Genomic DNA, 14,956 nt, shown 5'->3' with positions numbered 1-14,956 from the left:
GGACAAAGACTGACCGGAACCGAGCAATGCTGACCGCATCCCAAGCTCGGGACGAGACCTTGCCGAAGCTTTCGGCGCTCGTCCGCCTCGCCCAGTCGAGCATGGGCTCGAAGATGGCCGCCTATGAAGCGGTTGGACGCCGGATCGGCGCCTCGGGTTCCTGGGTCCGCAAGTTCATCGGGCGCCAGGACACCGGCCTCGACGGGCACGTCCTGCACAACATCCGGACCGCCTACGAGCGGCTCTGCTCGAACATCGAGGCCGCGGCCGACGCCGCAGAAGCCACCAACGCTCTGCTCCGGGAGGATCTCCATGCGGCTCTTCGCGCCGATCGTCCGGCTGCTGCGCGCACGCCTGGAGGAGCGCCGGCTGCGGGCGCAGCTCCGCGCCGTCCAGGACACCCGTCCGCACCCGCACTGGTCGGGCCGGATGCTGCACCGCGTCTGCCGAGCCTGCGGGGTTCGGCGGACCTGACGGACCTGCCGCTGTGGCGGGCCGCGAACGAGGAGGAGTGAACATGTCGGACGGATCGCAGGTCTACGCGAAAGCATCGCCGAGCACTCTCGCGAGCGTGACGAAGGACCTGGGGGACACGCGCTCCCGGATGGATGACGCCGCCACGGCCATCGAGGCGCTGGCTGACAAGCTGAGCGGTGCGGTCCCGGCGGGCGCCGATACCAGCAGCCTCAACGCCTCCGCCCAGCCGGCCGGGTCGGTGGCGGTGCTTGCTGCGCTCGTCGGCGGCCTCGCGACGCCCGCCATGCGGATCGAGCTGGCCGTCTCGCGCATCCAGTCCGCCATCGGCTGATCCGCCAACTCCGGGCGGCGCTGTCGCCCGGCTCACCCTGAGGAGCCGTCCATGGGCCAGTACACGAAGAAGCCGGTCACGATCGAAGCCTTCCGCTGGACCGGCGGACCGGATCCGCAGGAAGATCCGGAGTGGGCCTGCGCAGCCATCGCGGCCGGCACCATTCAGTTCGTCGAGGCCGGCTTGATGTCGGTCCACACGACGGAAGGCGTGATGAATGCGTCGCCGGGCGACTGGATCATCCGCGGTGTCGAGGGCGAGATCTACCCCTGCCGGGACTCGGTGTTCCAGGCGACCTACATGCCGGCGAGCCGGCCGGCCGATGCCACCGGCAAGCCGGCGATCACCCGCGCCGAGGCCGATGCCAGCCTGTCGGCCGCCCCGGCGCCGCGGGTCACCGTCGAGAGCATGGAGGCCAAGGTCGCGAGCGCGGAGTACTTCCGCTCGAAGACGCTCACGATCTGCATCCTGACGCTGGCGAACGGCTTCACCATCGTCGGGAAGTCGGCATGCGCCTCGCCTGAGAACTACAACCAGGCGCTCGGCGAGCGGTACGCCTACGACGACGCGTTCCGGCAGATCTGGGCCTTCGAGGGCTACCTGCTGCGCGAGCGGCTGGCGGCGGCCTGACCATGTCCGACGGCGCCTTCGTCACCACCCTGCCGACGCACTTCGCGAGCCTGCGCGAGGGCGTGGAGCAGCACGTCCCCGAGACGGCCGTGAACGCGGTGATCCGGAAGTGCCTCCTGGCCCTTCTCGGCTGGGCGAAGGGTCTCGCGCTGGCCCTGGTGGCGATGACGCCAGCGCCCGCCCAGCAGCAATTCCACGCGCCGCTCCGCAACCGCTCGCCCGTCGTCGAGGAGCCCCGCGTGCCCCGTCACGCCGGCCGCGACCCGCGCCTGCCGGGCAACCGCCCGCACCCGTGAACGAGAACCGCCCGGCCTGCGCGAACAGACCGGGCGGACGATGAAATCCCCTACGATGGGTTGAGCTATGAAGGCCACAAGATCTTCCCCCGATCAAGTCTCGGCCGCTGATGGCGTCGCCGCAGATGAACTTCGACAGTTCATTGAGCGGATCGAACGGCTTGAGGAGGAGAAGGCCGGCATCCTCGGCGACATCAAAGAGGTGTTCGCCGAAGCCAAGGGCCGCGGCTTCGACACGAAAGCCATGCGGACCATCCTCCGCATCCGCAAGCAGGATCACTCCGAGCGCCAGGAGCAGGAGGCGATCCTCGAGCTCTACATGCAGGCGCTCGGCATGCTGGCAGACACGCCGCTCGGCCGCGCCGCGGTGAGCCGGGAGTTCGCCGAGTCCCGGATCACGATCACCGGCCCCGGCATCGAGCCGGTCGAGACCACTGGTGCCGGCCTCGCCCGCGCGTCGGCATCGCTCGGCGTCCAGGCGCATGCGCAGCGCAACCGCCGCGGCAACTCCGCTGCCCGACAGATCGACCTCGAAGACGCCATCGCGGCGAGCCGGTGATCGCCATGCGCCGCCCGCCCGCCTCCCATGGCCCCGTGTTCGCGCCGCCCGGCCGCCGCGTGGTCGATTCCGTGACCGTGCTCCTACCGGTCCCGCCCTCAGTGAACCGGATCTACCGGCACACGAAGGAGCGCGGCCCGGTGAAGTCGGACGCCTACCGGTCCTGGATCGACGGCGCCGGCTGGCGCCTCCAGGCGCAGCGACCCGGCCGAGTACCCGGCCCGTACGTCCTCCTGCTGGCCGTGCCGACCACGTCCCGCATGGATCTCGACAACTCGGTGAAGGCGATCTCCGACCTGCTGCAGCGGCACGGCGTCATCGACAACGACCGGAACGCGGTCCGCGCCCTGCTCGAGTGGCATGCCGAACACGACGAGGTCGCCGCCACGGTGCGTGGTCTCTCGGATGGCGCCGCTCTGGAGCCGATCGCCCCTGTACGCCCTCCGCTGGAGGCGGTGGCATGACATGGCACCTCCCCATCCTCGCGGGCCGCGCGCTCTCCGGCGCCATCTCCCTCGTCGTGCGCGGCAGCGCCGATTCCTCGCGCCTCCGGAGGTCCGCCCCGTGAGCCACCGCGAGAACAAGGCTCACGCGCTCTCGGAGCGCGGGAACGACCTCTACGAGACGCCGGCGGTCGCCGTGCGGGCTCTGATCGGGACCGAATGGCTGCCACAACGGATCTGGGAGCCAGCCTGCGGGCCTGGCGCCATCGTGCGCGAGCTGTACGCGGCCGGGCACGACGTGCTCGCCACCGATCTCGTCGACTATGGCTGGAAGGGGCAGGTCTCGGGCGTCGACTTCCTGAAGGTGCCGGAGGCCCCGGAGGGCATCGACTGCATCGTCACGAACCCGCCCTACAAGGACGCTCGCGCCTTCGTGGAGCAGGCCGTGCGGCTCTGCCCGCGCGTGATGATGCTGCTGCGGTTCTCGTTCTACGAGAGCATCTCACGCGGCTCCATCCTCGACACCGGCACGCTGGCCCGGGTGCATTGCTTCCGCAAGCGCCTGCCGATGATGCACCGCGACGGCTGGGAGGGCCCGAAGGCGTCCTCGAACATGGCCTTCGCGTGGTTCGTTTGGGACCTCTCCCACCGCGGCCCGACGCAGCTCAGCCGCATGTCCTGGGAGGACTTCACCGACGAGGCCGGCGCCGATCCTCTCCTCATGGCCGCGGAGTAGGCGATGGCGATCCGTTCAGAAGCCCTCCGCGCGCTCGTGGCGGCCGGAGCCTCGGCCGAGATGCTGCTCGCGGTGATCGAGGCGGACGAGAAGGCCGTGGCTGCCGAGGTCGACGCGAAGACCGAGAAGCGCCGAGCCCAGACCGCCGCCCGGGTGCGCCGGCACCGTGAAACGCACCGTAACGCTGGTAACGGCGGTAATGCGTTACCCCCCGTCCCCTCCCCGGATGGTCCGCCCCCTCCTCCTGCACCTCCACCCCCACCCCTTAACCCCTCCCCGACCCCCGGTTCCGATCCTGACGGATCGGCCGACGTTGTCGGGCAAGCTGGCGCAGGCGCGGCTGAGCAGGCGCGGGCCTTCCGTCGGGATCTGCTGACCCGGGGCGCCGCACTGATCTGCGCCAACACCGGCCGGTCCCAACGCTCCGCCCTGGCCCTGATCGGCCATTGGCTGGCCATCGCCCAGGACGAGGCGGTGGTGGTGCTCGGCCTGATCGAGGAGGCCGACGGCCGCGAGCTGGCAGACTTCTCGAGCTGGGTCGACCGGCGCCTCCATGCCCGCCGCGAAGCGATGGGCCGCCGCCCGGACCGCGGCCGCCCCGCCCAGCCAGCGCCTACCGGCCTCGCCGCCCGCCTCATCCGTCAGCACGCCGCATCCCAGCTGGGAGCCTACGATGTCGAACCGCCTGCCATCGACGCGAACGACCCCGACGCCGGCCCGGGTCAAGGAGAGGATCTCGGCACTCCATGGCAGGCTGGAGGCGCATCCCGTCCTTCCGACCCGCTACTCCGTGCGGCGGGACAGGGCGGCCACGACAGCCGAGCGTCGAGTGCTCTCCGACGTCGCCGCGCGGCTTAACGCCGAGCTGACCGCGCCCTCGGATCCCCGCCACGTCGACACGGTCGTGACCCGGGTCCTCCTCGGATTCGAGCAGGGGCGCGGGCGTGGAGACGACGAGAACGAGGTGCTGATCGCGGAGTACGTGTCGGCGCTGAAGGCCCTCCCGCTGGCCGCGATTCACGCCGCGGCCGAGCGCTTCCGGTCCGGCGAGACGCTGCGGCCGTGGGTGAAGCGCTGGCGGCCCTCCCCGGCCGAGTTCGCCGACGAGGCGCGCGAGGGCCTGATCCCGCTCCGGACGCAGCTCCTGCACATCCGGCGCGTGCTCGACGCCGAGATCTACGACGTACCGACGCCGGAGCAGCGCGCGGAGGTGGCGAAGGCGGCAGAGGCGCACCTGCAGCGCATGCGGCAGGCCGAGCCCGCGCGGCACCGCGCCGAGACGCCGGCCGAGATCGCCCGGGCGCAGCGGGCGAAGCTGGACGAGGACCTCGCCCGGCTCCGCGCGACCGGCCACGGTCCGGACATCGGCCGGCTGATGGCGCGTCTCGACCAGCGCCAGGGCGTGTCGGGGGGCGCACGGTGAGCCGCCGCCCCGATCTGTGGAAGGCCGAGCTGCGCGACCGCGAGGCCGCGCGGAAGGCGGCCGAGGCTCAGCGGGAGCCGCCGGGCGAGCACACCTGCGCGGAATGTGGCGTGTTCGGTGCCTCGTTCGGGTTCGGATGCTTCCGGAATCGCTCTGACGGTCTGTGGTCGTGTGCTGATCGCCATTGCCTCGCAGTGGTCGAGGCGCGAGCGGCGGTGCCTCCGATGCCGGCCGCGCACACGCGGGCCGACCCGCCAGCGGCTGACCTGTTCAGCCGCTCGGCTGCGTGAGGAGACCGCGTACCCGGTGCTGATGGCGAACCCGCCGAGGATCGAAGGCCCTGACCCGCCGGCCATGACGTGTGCGGATGTCGAGCGGTGGCTGGTGGCGGCGTTCATGGCGTTCACCGGCGCGGGCATCTTCAGCGTCCGGACGAACCGGCTTCAGCCGAACGACCCGGAGGAAATGCGGGCGACCTTCGACTGGATCGTGTTCTCCGCCGAGATCCTGGGCACGAACAGCAATGAGCGGATCGCGCTGCTCACCTGGGCACGGGCGAAGGCGCGGCGTCGGATCAAGCGGCACCGGCGGCTTCGGCTGCTGAAGGACGTGCCCGGCGGATCGATCACCGACCATTGCCGCGAGTTCGGGATCTGGCGTCGGACCTTCGACCGGCGGCGGAAGAGGGCCTGCGAGCGGCTGGCGGAGGCCTGGAACGCGCGCGGCTCCCAATAGCCGCGCCACGTGGTCAGGCATTGAGATCGACGAGGCTGCCGGGTGGAAGCGGAGCCTGCGAGGTCTGGCCGTTGTCCGACGCCTTGGCCTGGGCGAGCTGGGCTTGGGCCTTGTCCACCAGCTTCTGGTCGCAGGCGACACAGCTCGGACTGTGGTTGCGCCTATCCTGGTCCACGATACCGTTGGCGTTGGCGAGTTCCTGCTGCGCTACCGCGACTTTGGCCTGCGTCTTGGCCGCTTGCTGGGCCGACAGGGCTGGGTCAGCAGTCTGCGGCCGCCCAAAGGGTTTGGTCGGCAGCGTGTAGGCCCCGCCCGAGGCGGCTGCGCCGATGCTGATCGACATCAGTTCGTATCCAAGCCTGCGGCTCGGATGGGATGGTGAGGGCGAGGTATTGAGATCCCGCTAACTGCCGATGCCTGGAACGTGCCTGATCGAGGACCGCCGGATGGACGCAGGCATAGATCACGCTTGCGTGTGTCCAAAAACGGGACGCAGATCAGGTGTCACGGATCGACGGAAGGTCGACCGCCGCAAGGGGCACCACCGTGGCAGCGTCCAGGACCAAGGCCATCACCCTCGCCGGCTCGCCGGCTACCCACACCCACGTGCCCGCGGCCAAGCCGGAGCGGCGCCGGGATCCGCGCGGCGACCGGTACGACCACGCCGGCGCCTTCGACCCGCGCACCGACCTGTCGAAGCCGGTCCGGGGCAAGCGCGGCCCGATCCAGACGGCGGCCGTGGCGGTTGACGATCCGTGGACCCCGGGCGGTCGTAGCCTCGCCGCGGTCAACCGCCGGGTCGACGTGCTGGAGATGGAGCGCTCGCACGGACGCCTCACCGTCTCGCAGTACGAGGTCGGGCGCCAGGTCCAGGCCATCTTCGAGCGCGCCTCCGGCGCCCGGCTCGGCTCCATGGACTTCGGCGTCCGCGGATCGAAGGACATGACCATCGCGCACGAGCTGTCGGTCATCTACGCGATCGACGACGCCCGGCTGGTGGCGAAACTCAAGGACAAGGTCGTCCGCGCCGTCGGCGTGCCCGGGGCGCGATTCCTCCACGAGGTGCTCACCGGCCGGCAGACGTTCGCGCAGTTCGCCGAGGCCCGCGGCAAGGGCGGCGACCGCGGCACGGCCTACATCGCCGAGCACTTCCGGATCCTGATGGAGAACCTCGATGAGGACTTCGCGGCCGAGGGCGTTGCAAACGTGCAGGAGCGCTTCTTCCAGGGCCAGAAGACCGGCGAGCAGACCGACGCGCGCGGCCGGGCCGTCCCGGAGGGCCACGGCCAGTACTGGGGCGCCGAGGAGGCACGCTATGCCCCGCAGGCCAAGCCGGAGGTCCAGCGCGCCGTCGCCGGCCGCGGGCGGGTGCGGGACATCGTGGCGGCGCGGTGCCGGGTCGGCGAGACAGCCTGACTTCGCTGTGCCAGCATGGGCGCTCGCATGGAGTGCGCCCGTGACTGTTGACCCGAAGCTGGCGATCGAAGTCGCCAAGGTCGTTGCCAAAGAAGTCTACGGCGACGCTTTCGCGCCAGCTGCGCGGGAAATTGGTACCGCACTTGGTGACCTCGCCCGAACGATGAGAGTCGCCGGGCTCGATTTCGGAGCCATCACACGTGAGCGTGTGGAGCGGCTCTTTGAGCGCGCCTTGTCAAAGGTGCCCCCTCAAAGACGGATTGCTCCTCAATCTGACATTCTTGGTCCCATCCTTGAGGGTGTCCGCTATCGAGAAGAAGGCACTCCGATCGAAGAAGCATTTCGTCGCCTGTTAAGCAGGGCAACCGACGTTGAACGTGTTGGGGAGGCTCACCCATCATTCCCCGGGATAATAAATCGGATCTCGCCCGACGAAGCCCATATGCTCGTAAAGCTTTCAGAAGAACCATTTATATTGGAGGGCAACATGATCGAGGGCGTTGTCCGTCGCATCTGTCTTGACGAAGGGCAACTTATCAAAGAGGTCCAGTATCTGGAGAACATGCTTTTATACATCAATAATCTTCAGAGTTGTGGCCTTATTAATGTCGCACAAGGTGCAATTCCGGCGGAACGACAGGCTGAGCTTTTCCGTACAGACCGCTGGGACGGGCGCATGTGCCTTGGCGTATCCTTAACGCCGCTTGGCGATGGTTTCGTCGGAGCCTGTTTGCGAGATTGCTGATCGGCACCTCGGTTGGGTAGCGCATTCGACAGTGACACCGGCCGGCCGATGGACGAGCATAGGCGCGTCGAAACGGAGGCGTGCAGATGGCGTGGATCCAGGTTACGTGGCGCAACAACAATAGAACTGTATACATAAATACAGACAATGTGTTTCGCATTGACGATTGGGAGGGCAATGCCCGCCTCAGGATCATTGCCACATCCTCCGATACGGACGAGCGGCACTCGCCAGACTCGATCATTCTTGTTGAGTCGGTGGCCGAGGTGCTGAAGCTCATGGAGCAAGCAGGCGAGAAGGTGGTCCGTCGTACATCCGCTTGACCCGTCGGGCGAAACCCGGCATTCCGTTCAAGTCGCGAGACGCACGCCCGGGGCTGAGAAGCCGCCGGGCGTTTGCATGTCTGGCCCCTGCCTCGGTAGCTCAGTTGGTAGAGCGGCAGATTGAAGATCTGCGCGTCGCTGGTTCGATCCCAGCTTGAGGCACCAGCTTCCTCGAACCCGCTCAACAGCTTAGGCGTTGCTTCCGCAGACGCGTGCGGTGTTCCGTGCCATGATCGGTTCCCGATGAGCGCCCACGCTATCGTCACGGCGATTGAGGAGGAGAGCCTCGCGCTCTGCCGCCTTCGCGCGACCGGGCGCCAGGACGTCGACCTCGCCGCCCGCGATCATCACTGCCGGCGCATCCGGTCGCTGATCCGCCAGCTCCGGCCCCTCATCGGCACCGTTGAGAAGCGCACCTTCGGCACCGCCGGGCGGAGCGAGAAGGGCAAGCCGTTCACGGTGGCCCGGCGGCGTCGAGCGGCCTGATTTGAAGGCCATTTCCAAGGTCTCCTGAGATCTTGGAAATATCGGCCGTTTAGACGCCAAAACATAAGCAAAATCAGAGGTTTGCAGGTGGTTTCGGGCTCACGTCGTGTGGGCCGCCAGCGGGCCCGGTATAAAATCCAGACCGACACGAAGGCAGCCAGCGCCGTTCGGGCGCTCGGCTACCTGCGGGTCTCGACGGAAGAGCAGGCCGCGACCGGCCACGGGCTTGAGGCGCAGGAGAAGGCGGTCCGCTCCTTCGCCGAGAGCCAGGGCTACGAGCTGATCGAGGTCCTCACCGACCCGGGTGTCTCGGGTGCGACCCGGCCCGCCGACCGCCCCGCCTTCGGGCAGGCGTTGGAGCTCGCCGCGGCTAAGGCCTTCGACGTGCTGCTGGTGGCGAAGATCGACCGGCTGTCTCGCGACATCCGCCACGCGATGACGACGGTCTCGGACCTGGCGGAGCAGCACGAGGTCGCCTTCCGGTCGGTCACGGAATCGGTGATCGACACGTCGAACCCGATGGGCCGGACATTCTTCGCGATCTTCGCCGGCATGGCGGAGAACGAGCGGTTCGTGATCCGTGACCGGACCGCCGGCGGCCGGGTGGCCAAGGCCGGCAAGGGCGGCTTCGCCGGGGGCCAAGCGCCATACGGCTACACGAAGGATCTGGAGGGCGGCCTGCGGGTCGTTCCCGAGCAGGCTCGCATCGTGCGCCGGATCTACCAGGAGCGTCGCCGCAAGCGGACGCTCCAGGCCATCGCCGACGGCTTGAACGCCGAGGGCATCCCGGCGCCGAAGGGCGGTCGCTGGGCCGTCTCCACGGTCGCGTACGTGACCGACAACCCGAAATACCGCGGCGCGATCGAGTACCTGTTCCGCTGGAACGGGACCGAGACGCACGTCCTGCAGCCGGGCGCCCACGCCGCGATCATCGGCTGACGAAAGATCCACATGGTCATCTCGAAGCTTCACACCTCCCTTCAGGAGGCGCGCATCGCTGCGCTCATCGGCCGGGACGCGCTGTCCGGCGTCGCCGCGCTCCACATGGCGAACATCGTGGCGGCCTGGAACGCGATCGCGCCGAAGCGGATCGCCGCCACGCGCGAGGTGCCGGGCGCCACTATGGTGCTGCACCCGACCAAGGGCTGGCGCCGGATCTCGCACAAGCGCCTCGGCATCGCGTGACCGGCCGCCCGGACTACACCTCGGCCGAGGCCGAGCGGGACCTGCGCCAGATGCAGCGTCTCCAGCGTGATCCCGCGGCCCAGGCCTACGGTGATCATCTGCGTCGGAAGGGCACCCTTCCCGCAGCCACTCCAACCCCGGTGCTGTCGCCTTACGACGAGGTGGCGGCCGGCGAGTTCGAGGTGCGCCGCGCGCTCGCGATGAGGTTCGCGAGCTGATGGGCCGCCTCCTGCTCCGGCTGCTGTTCGGCCGCCGGCCGGCGCCGTCCGCGCCGATCGTCCACCGCGGCGAGCGCGAGATGTGCGCCGGCCCCGATCTCGGTGCGCCGGCCGGCCCGATCGCGAAGCTGTCCTACGACGAGGCGCTCCGGTGCTTCGGCGTCCACCAGGGACGATGACGATGCCCCGCCTCTGCGCCGCGATCCTGTTGGCTGGCATCGCCGCGGCGGCGCTGCGCCCGCGCCGGCCGGCCTCCTTCGTGCTGGTCCGGCCAGCCGTGCCCGATGACGTGCGCGTCATGGCCGAGCGCCTGACGCTCCTCTTCGGCGACATGCCGTCCCGGGCGAAGCACTGATGCGCGGCGTCGTGGGCCCCCGGCACGGCGCCGGCATCCTCCTGGTCCTGGCGCTCGGCTGGGGCTGGGTGTGGGTGTTCGATCGCCCCGCGCAGGCTGCGACGGTCGGCTACCGCATCGAGGTCCGTGCCTGCCGTGGATCGGACTGCCGCCTGCTCCCGGTCTCCGGCCGGCGATGGATCGGCCGGTTCGCCTGCGAGGGCCACGCCTCCACCATCGAGCAATTCGGCGAGGCCCCGCGCGGCCGCACGCTGTCGGCGCGCTGCGTAGCGGTTGAAGGGATGGCAGGAGCCTGATGGCGAGTTTCCACGATCCCATCTTCGCCGAGCTGATGCGTCAGCAGGCCAATGCGCAGGCCCGTACGCTCTGGGAGGCGCAGCAGAACTACAACGCTTCGGCCCATGCGGCAGACGCCTTCGCCTACGCGGCGGCCGCTCAGCAGCCGAAGCGCCCCGCTTCCCGCTTCGACGGGCCCGACGTGATCGACCTCGTGCAGGGTGCCGACGGCGCGTGGCGCGTGCCGGAGCACCTCGAGCACCGGATGCGCCAGCCCTGATGCTCGCCCGCCCTCGCCCGCCGGAGCGGCTGCTCGGCCAGGAAGGCGCCGTCGGCGCGGCGGCGGGCCAGACCGCGGCGCTGGTCGAGGCGGCCAACCGGCCCCCGATCGTGTGCGAGGCGGACATCGTCGGCGCCTGCGGCACCTGCGGGCGCCGGGTTTGATCCTGAATTGACGGATTCGCGACTGTGTCGACGCTCTCCGACGAGGTTAAAACCTTCATCGTTCAGCAGCTTGCGTGCTTCGACCCACCCTCCGTGGTGGTGAAGGCGGTCAAGGCCGAGTTTGCCGAGACGGTCTCGCCGCAGCAGGTCGAGGCGTACAATCCGGAGCGGCGCGCCGGGCAGGGCTTGAGCGAGCAGTACCGGGAGCTGTTCCAGGCGACCCGCGCGGCCTTCCTGGAGAACGCGGCGTCGATCGGCATCTCGCACCGTGTGACCCGGCTGCGCGCGCTGCAGCGCCTCGCCGAGCGTGCGGAGACGCAGGGGAACATCGCACTCGCGGCCCAGCTCCTGGCGCAGGCCGCGAAGGAGGTCGGTGGCGTCTTCACCAACAAGCGGGAGAACGAGCTGACCGGCAAGGACGGCGCCCCGCTGGTCGACGGCGGGATCACCGTCGCGTTCGTCAGGGCGGCGCCCGTCGATGCGGGTTGAGTTCCCGGAGAAGCTCGACTTCCTGTTCGAGCCGGCCCGCTACAAGGTCGCGTACGGCGGCCGCGGCGGGGCGAAATCCTGGGGGTTCGGCCGGGCGCTCGTGATCCTCGGGGCCCAGCGCAAGCTCCGCGTCCTGTGCGCCCGCGAGTTCCAGAACAGCATCGCGGAATCGGCGCACGCGCTCCTCGTGCAGCAGATCGACCTCCTCGGGCTGTCGCACCTCTACGACACGCAGGAGAAGCGGATCCTCGGGACCAACGGGACCGAGTTCATCTTCAAGGGCCTCCGGCACAACGTCGCCTCGGTGAAGTCGACCGAGGGCGTGGACGTCTGCTGGGTCGAGGAGGCGCGCACCGTCTCGAAGACGTCCTGGGACGTGCTCATCCCGACCATCCGCAAGGAAGGCTCGGAGATCTGGATCAGCTTCAACACGGAGTTGGAGGCGGACGAGACCTACCAGCGGTTCGTGAAGCACCCGCCGACCGGCTGCAAACCGGTCAAGATCGGTTGGGAGGACAATCCGTGGTTCCCCGCCGTGCTCCGGCAGGAGGCGTTGGACCTGAAGGCTCGCGACCCGGTCGCCTACGAGACGGTCTGGGGCGGCCACGTCAAGCAGGTCCTCGACGGCGCGATCTACACGCACGAGATCCTGGCTGCCGCGCGGGAGAAGCGGTTCACCAAGGTCTCGTTCGACCCGTCGAAGCGGGTGCACACGTTCTGGGACCTGGGCCGGGCGGATAAGACGAGCATCTGGTTCGCCCAGATCATCGGCTTCGAGTTCCGGCTGATCGACTTCTACGAGAATCGCGGCTTCGCGCTCCAGCACTACCTCGACGTGCTGGCGGCCCGGACCGCCGAGCAGGGCTACGTCTACGGCGAGCACTGGCTCCCGCACGACGCGCAGAACGAGCTCCTCGCCTCCGAGCGCACGATCGAGCAGCAGATGTGGGCCGCCGGCCACGAGGTGCGGATCACGCCGCGCCTGACCGTGGCGGCCGGCATCGACGCGGCGCGCCAGCTCTTCGCGCGGTGCTGGTTCGATGAGGAGCGGTGTGCGGACGGCCTGCAGTCGCTCCGGAACTACCGCTACGACGTCGATGAGAAGACGCAGGCCTTCTCGAAGAACCCGCTGCACGACGAGGCGAGCCACGCGGCCGACGCCTTCCGCTACTTCGCCGTCGCCATCGCCGAGCCCCGGCCGGACGATCCGCCGGTGAACACCCCGAACGACCGCTACGACCGGCGCCGTCGCCGCGAGCGCACCGAGACCACGTTAGGCACCGGATGGGCGGCATGACCGAGACCGACGCGCCGGCCGACGAGGCCGTCTCGCCCGAGGAGCAGGAGCAGCTCGACCGCGACGCCCTGTTCCGTAAGCTGCGGGCGTGGTTCCGCGCGGACCGGGACGCCTCGTCGACGTGGCGGGCGAACGCGCGCGAGGACTTCGACTTCGTGGCGGGCCACCAGTGGTCGGCCGCCGACGAGGCGGTGCTGAAGGAGCAGGGCCGGCCCCCGATCACGTTCAACCGCGTCCTGCCGGTCATCAAGGCCGTGGCGGGCTCCGAGGTCTCGACCCGCCAGGACATCCAGTACCTGCCGCGCGAGGTCGGCGATGCGGCGCTGAACGAGGTGCTCACCGAGGCGTCCCGCTACCTCGCGGACGAAGCCGACGCGGAGGACGAGGAGAGCGACGCCTTCGTGGACGCCGTGATCTGCGGCGTTGGCGTGATCGAGCAGCGGCTGGACTACGAGATCAACCCGGACGGCGCCTACGTCGAGGACCGGGTCAACCCGATCGAGATGTTCTGGGATCACACCGCGACGAAGCGCGGGCTGTCCGACGCGCGCCGCGTGTTCCGGGCGAAGACGATGGACCGGGCCGAGGCCGAGGGCCTGTTCCCGGATGCCGACGCGTCCGACCTCGATGCGGCCTGGGCCGAGGACCGCGACGGCGGCGAGCCGCACCAACAGCTCCAGCCCGGCGAGCATCGCATGGACCGCCGCGACGCGGCCGACGCCGGCACGGACCGCGTCACCATCGTCGAGGTGCAGTGGTGGGAGCGGAAGAAGGTCGCGATCGTCATCGACCCGCAGACCGGCGAGCCGATGGACATGGACCCCGCGCAGGCGAAGGTGCTGCTGCAGCGCGCCGCCGCGATGGGCATGCCGCCCGTGCAGGTGTTCCACCAGATGAAGCGCGTCTATCGGCGCGCGTTCCTCGGTGCGACCGTGCTGGAGGAGGGCCCGGCCCCGGCCGGTGACCGCTTCTCCTACGCCTTCCTCACGGGCGACCGGGACCAGAACAAGGGCACGTGGTTCGGGATCGTGCGCCCGATGCTCGACCCGCAGCGCTTCGCCAACAAGTGGCTGAGCCAGACCATGGACATGCTCAACCGGCAGTCCAAGGGCGGGCACTTCGCCGAGACCTCGGCGGTGAAGGACGTCCGGCAGTTCGAGGCGTCCGCGGCCAAGCCCGGCGCCACGACCTGGGTGAACCCGGGCGCGCTGCGCTCCGGCGCGATCAAGGAGAAGCCCCTGCCGGTCCTGCCCTCGGGACACTGGCAGATGATGGAGTTCGCGATCGGCTCCATCCGCGATTCCTCGGGCGTGAACCTGGAGCTGCTCGGCCAGCAGCAGAACGACCAGGCCGGGATCCTGGAGTACCACCGCAAGCAGGCGGCGATGAACATCCTCGCCACCGCGTTCAACGCGCTGCGGCGGGCACGGAAGCACATCGGCCGGGTGCGGCTCTACTTCATCCAGCGCTACCTCTCGGATGGCCGCCTCGTGCGGATCACCGGGCCGGCCGGCCAGAAGGTCATCCCGCTCCTGCGCGACCAGACCGCGGGTGACTTCGACGTGATCATCGACGAGGCGCCGTCCTCGCCGAACCAGCAGCAGGTCATGTGGCAGACCTTCGTGTCGGTGCTGCCGATCATCCGCGACATGATCACCCCGCAGGTGCTGCTCGAGGTCCTGCCCTACTCGCCGTTCCCCGACAGCTTCGTCGCGAAGATGCGCGAGCTGCTCGCCAGCCAGCAGAACGACCCGCAGGCGCAGCAGCAGAAGCAGATGGCCATGCAGCAGGCGCTCACGGCGATCGAGGAGACGGCGGCCGGCGCCGACCTGAAGCGCGCGCAAGCCGAGCATCAGCGCTCGCTCAGCACGTACGACAAGGTCGACACGGTCGGGCGCACCCTGGAGATCGCGCACGGCCACCAGCAGGTGACGCAGGGCGCGGCTCCCTCGCCCGAACAGCACCGTCACGCCGCTCCGGCCCCGACGCCCCTCCCCGTGGACCGGGCGCCGTTCGCGATGCTGCCGCCGCCGGCCAGCGCGCCGCCGCAGCCGGGCCCGTCGGCCTACCCGGGCCAGATCGGCCTCTGATC

Annotated in this window: 25 protein-coding genes, 1 tRNA gene and 1 pseudogene; 26 read left to right on the top strand and 1 reads right to left on the bottom strand. The window is 69.5% G+C overall.

Annotation, left to right across the window (positions count from 1 at the left end):
• Positions 1-26: 26 nt before the first annotated feature.
• From ABIC70_RS13145 to ABIC70_RS13100, 10 genes and pseudogenes are all read left to right on the top strand, one after another.
• Positions 27-515: a hypothetical protein gene (locus ABIC70_RS13145; RefSeq protein WP_354439874.1), complete on the top strand. Its 489-nt coding sequence runs from the start codon at positions 27-29 to the stop codon at positions 513-515.
• A gap of 2 nt (positions 516-517) precedes the next feature.
• Complete coding sequence (locus ABIC70_RS13140) at positions 518-808, top strand: hypothetical protein (protein WP_354439873.1); 291 nt, start codon at positions 518-520, stop codon at positions 806-808.
• 51 nt (positions 809-859) lie between these two features.
• Positions 860-1,438 carry a Gp49 family protein gene (locus tag ABIC70_RS13135; RefSeq protein ID WP_354439872.1) on the top strand — a complete coding sequence of 193 codons (579 nt, stop codon included), beginning with the start codon at positions 860-862 and terminating at the stop codon, positions 1,436-1,438.
• 2 nt (positions 1,439-1,440) lie between these two features.
• Entirely contained in the window at positions 1,441-1,734 is a 294-nt protein-coding gene (locus ABIC70_RS13130; protein ID WP_354439871.1) for a hypothetical protein, read from the top strand.
• A gap of 67 nt (positions 1,735-1,801) precedes the next feature.
• Positions 1,802-2,071: pseudogene (locus ABIC70_RS13125) on the top strand (DUF2312 domain-containing protein); the annotation flags it as partial.
• Positions 2,072-2,298: 227 nt separating this feature from the next.
• Positions 2,299-2,757: a RusA family crossover junction endodeoxyribonuclease gene (locus ABIC70_RS13120; RefSeq protein ID WP_354439870.1), complete on the top strand. Its 459-nt coding sequence runs from the start codon at positions 2,299-2,301 to the stop codon at positions 2,755-2,757.
• A 100-nt stretch (positions 2,758-2,857) separates the two neighbouring features.
• On the top strand, positions 2,858-3,472 hold the full coding sequence (locus ABIC70_RS13115; RefSeq protein ID WP_354439869.1) for a TRM11 family methyltransferase: 615 nt from the start codon (positions 2,858-2,860) through the stop codon (positions 3,470-3,472).
• Positions 3,473-3,475: 3 nt separating this feature from the next.
• Entirely contained in the window at positions 3,476-4,330 is an 855-nt protein-coding gene (locus ABIC70_RS13110) for a hypothetical protein (RefSeq protein WP_354439868.1), read from the top strand.
• Positions 4,302-4,895 carry a hypothetical protein gene (locus tag ABIC70_RS13105; protein ID WP_354439867.1) on the top strand — a complete coding sequence of 198 codons (594 nt, stop codon included), beginning with the start codon at positions 4,302-4,304 and terminating at the stop codon, positions 4,893-4,895. The genes ABIC70_RS13110 and ABIC70_RS13105 overlap by 29 nt, the downstream gene beginning before the upstream one ends.
• A 354-nt stretch (positions 4,896-5,249) precedes the next feature.
• The gene (locus ABIC70_RS13100; protein ID WP_354439866.1) at positions 5,250-5,630 is read left to right on the top strand and encodes a hypothetical protein; all 381 of its coding nucleotides are present in this window, start codon (positions 5,250-5,252) and stop codon (positions 5,628-5,630) included.
• A 13-nt stretch (positions 5,631-5,643) separates the two neighbouring features.
• Here ABIC70_RS13100 and ABIC70_RS13095 read toward each other — a convergent pair whose 3' ends face one another.
• Entirely contained in the window at positions 5,644-5,973 is a 330-nt protein-coding gene (locus ABIC70_RS13095) for a hypothetical protein (RefSeq protein ID WP_354439865.1), read from the bottom strand.
• A 203-nt stretch (positions 5,974-6,176) separates the two neighbouring features.
• On the opposite strand from ABIC70_RS13095, the gene ABIC70_RS13090 reads away from it, so the two are divergent.
• The 16 genes from ABIC70_RS13090 to ABIC70_RS13015 all read left to right on the top strand — a co-directional run bounded on the left by ABIC70_RS13090 (position 6,177) and on the right by ABIC70_RS13015 (position 14,954).
• Positions 6,177-7,046, top strand: coding sequence for a hypothetical protein (locus tag ABIC70_RS13090; protein WP_354439864.1), 870 nt, complete (start codon positions 6,177-6,179; stop codon positions 7,044-7,046).
• Positions 7,047-7,086: 40 nt separating this feature from the next.
• Complete coding sequence (locus ABIC70_RS13085) at positions 7,087-7,791, top strand: Abi-alpha family protein (protein ID WP_354439863.1); 705 nt, start codon at positions 7,087-7,089, stop codon at positions 7,789-7,791.
• 86 nt (positions 7,792-7,877) lie between these two features.
• Positions 7,878-8,114 (top strand): hypothetical protein, encoded by a 237-nt coding sequence (locus tag ABIC70_RS13080; protein WP_354439862.1) that lies wholly within the window; start codon positions 7,878-7,880, stop codon positions 8,112-8,114.
• Between the two features lie 89 nt (positions 8,115-8,203).
• A tRNA-Phe gene (locus ABIC70_RS13075) sits at positions 8,204-8,279 on the top strand.
• Positions 8,280-8,357: 78 nt separating this feature from the next.
• Positions 8,358-8,600: a hypothetical protein gene (locus ABIC70_RS13070; RefSeq protein ID WP_354439861.1), complete on the top strand. Its 243-nt coding sequence runs from the start codon at positions 8,358-8,360 to the stop codon at positions 8,598-8,600.
• Positions 8,601-8,708: 108 nt separating this feature from the next.
• Positions 8,709-9,539 carry a recombinase family protein gene (locus ABIC70_RS13065; RefSeq protein WP_354439860.1) on the top strand — a complete coding sequence of 277 codons (831 nt, stop codon included), beginning with the start codon at positions 8,709-8,711 and terminating at the stop codon, positions 9,537-9,539.
• A 12-nt stretch (positions 9,540-9,551) separates the two neighbouring features.
• Positions 9,552-9,785, top strand: coding sequence for a hypothetical protein (locus ABIC70_RS13060; protein WP_354439859.1), 234 nt, complete (start codon positions 9,552-9,554; stop codon positions 9,783-9,785).
• A complete protein-coding gene (locus tag ABIC70_RS13055; protein WP_354439858.1) occupies positions 9,782-10,003 on the top strand; it encodes a hypothetical protein in 222 nt (73 codons plus the stop codon). The genes ABIC70_RS13060 and ABIC70_RS13055 overlap by 4 nt, the downstream gene beginning before the upstream one ends.
• Positions 10,003-10,182 carry a hypothetical protein gene (locus ABIC70_RS13050; RefSeq protein WP_354439857.1) on the top strand — a complete coding sequence of 60 codons (180 nt, stop codon included), beginning with the start codon at positions 10,003-10,005 and terminating at the stop codon, positions 10,180-10,182. The genes ABIC70_RS13055 and ABIC70_RS13050 overlap by 1 nt, the downstream gene beginning before the upstream one ends.
• A 2-nt stretch (positions 10,183-10,184) precedes the next feature.
• On the top strand, positions 10,185-10,358 hold the full coding sequence (locus ABIC70_RS13045; protein WP_354439856.1) for a hypothetical protein: 174 nt from the start codon (positions 10,185-10,187) through the stop codon (positions 10,356-10,358).
• Positions 10,358-10,654 carry a hypothetical protein gene (locus tag ABIC70_RS13040; protein WP_354439855.1) on the top strand — a complete coding sequence of 99 codons (297 nt, stop codon included), beginning with the start codon at positions 10,358-10,360 and terminating at the stop codon, positions 10,652-10,654. The genes ABIC70_RS13045 and ABIC70_RS13040 overlap by 1 nt, the downstream gene beginning before the upstream one ends.
• Positions 10,654-10,914, top strand: coding sequence for a hypothetical protein (locus ABIC70_RS13035; protein ID WP_354439854.1), 261 nt, complete (start codon positions 10,654-10,656; stop codon positions 10,912-10,914). Before ABIC70_RS13040 ends, ABIC70_RS13035 begins: the two co-directional genes overlap by 1 nt.
• Positions 10,914-11,078: a hypothetical protein gene (locus ABIC70_RS13030; RefSeq protein ID WP_354439853.1), complete on the top strand. Its 165-nt coding sequence runs from the start codon at positions 10,914-10,916 to the stop codon at positions 11,076-11,078. The genes ABIC70_RS13035 and ABIC70_RS13030 overlap by 1 nt, the downstream gene beginning before the upstream one ends.
• Before the next feature lie 24 nt (positions 11,079-11,102).
• Complete coding sequence (locus tag ABIC70_RS13025) at positions 11,103-11,567, top strand: DUF2280 domain-containing protein (protein ID WP_354439852.1); 465 nt, start codon at positions 11,103-11,105, stop codon at positions 11,565-11,567.
• A complete protein-coding gene (locus tag ABIC70_RS13020; RefSeq protein ID WP_354439851.1) occupies positions 11,557-12,864 on the top strand; it encodes a PBSX family phage terminase large subunit in 1,308 nt (435 codons plus the stop codon). The genes ABIC70_RS13025 and ABIC70_RS13020 overlap by 11 nt, the downstream gene beginning before the upstream one ends.
• On the top strand, positions 12,861-14,954 hold the full coding sequence (locus tag ABIC70_RS13015; RefSeq protein ID WP_354439850.1) for a portal protein: 2,094 nt from the start codon (positions 12,861-12,863) through the stop codon (positions 14,952-14,954). The genes ABIC70_RS13020 and ABIC70_RS13015 overlap by 4 nt, the downstream gene beginning before the upstream one ends.
• Positions 14,955-14,956 lie beyond the last annotated feature (2 nt).

The organism is Methylobacterium sp. 1973 (assembly GCF_040545035.1).
Taxonomy (GTDB): Bacteria; Pseudomonadota; Alphaproteobacteria; order Rhizobiales; family Beijerinckiaceae; genus Methylobacterium; species Methylobacterium fujisawaense.
This window is presented reverse-complemented; position numbering and strand designations above follow the sequence as displayed.

What these genes read in the sequence shown, in the direction of transcription:
- ABIC70_RS13120 (WP_354439870.1), top strand. Translation starts at nt 2,299, where the DNA reads ATGCGCCGCCCGCCCGCCTCCCATGGCCCCGTGTTCGCGCCGCCCGGC.
- ABIC70_RS13015 (WP_354439850.1), top strand. Translation starts at nt 12,861, where the DNA reads ATGACCGAGACCGACGCGCCGGCCGACGAGGCCGTCTCGCCCGAGGAG.
- ABIC70_RS13135 (WP_354439872.1), top strand. Translation starts at nt 860, where the DNA reads ATGGGCCAGTACACGAAGAAGCCGGTCACGATCGAAGCCTTCCGCTGG.
- ABIC70_RS13110 (WP_354439868.1), top strand. Translation starts at nt 3,476, where the DNA reads ATGGCGATCCGTTCAGAAGCCCTCCGCGCGCTCGTGGCGGCCGGAGCC.
- ABIC70_RS13095 (WP_354439865.1), bottom strand. Translation starts at nt 5,973, where the DNA reads ATGTCGATCAGCATCGGCGCAGCCGCCTCGGGCGGGGCCTACACGCTG.
- ABIC70_RS13070 (WP_354439861.1), top strand. Translation starts at nt 8,358, where the DNA reads ATGAGCGCCCACGCTATCGTCACGGCGATTGAGGAGGAGAGCCTCGCG.
- ABIC70_RS13100 (WP_354439866.1), top strand. Translation starts at nt 5,250, where the DNA reads ATGACGTGTGCGGATGTCGAGCGGTGGCTGGTGGCGGCGTTCATGGCG.
- ABIC70_RS13050 (WP_354439857.1), top strand. Translation starts at nt 10,003, where the DNA reads ATGGGCCGCCTCCTGCTCCGGCTGCTGTTCGGCCGCCGGCCGGCGCCG.
- ABIC70_RS13040 (WP_354439855.1), top strand. Translation starts at nt 10,358, where the DNA reads ATGCGCGGCGTCGTGGGCCCCCGGCACGGCGCCGGCATCCTCCTGGTC.
- ABIC70_RS13060 (WP_354439859.1), top strand. Translation starts at nt 9,552, where the DNA reads ATGGTCATCTCGAAGCTTCACACCTCCCTTCAGGAGGCGCGCATCGCT.
- ABIC70_RS13145 (WP_354439874.1), top strand. Translation starts at nt 27, where the DNA reads ATGCTGACCGCATCCCAAGCTCGGGACGAGACCTTGCCGAAGCTTTCG.
- ABIC70_RS13035 (WP_354439854.1), top strand. Translation starts at nt 10,654, where the DNA reads ATGGCGAGTTTCCACGATCCCATCTTCGCCGAGCTGATGCGTCAGCAG.
- ABIC70_RS13140 (WP_354439873.1), top strand. Translation starts at nt 518, where the DNA reads ATGTCGGACGGATCGCAGGTCTACGCGAAAGCATCGCCGAGCACTCTC.
- ABIC70_RS13080 (WP_354439862.1), top strand. Translation starts at nt 7,878, where the DNA reads ATGGCGTGGATCCAGGTTACGTGGCGCAACAACAATAGAACTGTATAC.
- ABIC70_RS13020 (WP_354439851.1), top strand. Translation starts at nt 11,557, where the DNA reads ATGCGGGTTGAGTTCCCGGAGAAGCTCGACTTCCTGTTCGAGCCGGCC.
- ABIC70_RS13045 (WP_354439856.1), top strand. Translation starts at nt 10,185, where the DNA reads ATGCCCCGCCTCTGCGCCGCGATCCTGTTGGCTGGCATCGCCGCGGCG.
- ABIC70_RS13130 (WP_354439871.1), top strand. Translation starts at nt 1,441, where the DNA reads ATGTCCGACGGCGCCTTCGTCACCACCCTGCCGACGCACTTCGCGAGC.
- ABIC70_RS13030 (WP_354439853.1), top strand. Translation starts at nt 10,914, where the DNA reads ATGCTCGCCCGCCCTCGCCCGCCGGAGCGGCTGCTCGGCCAGGAAGGC.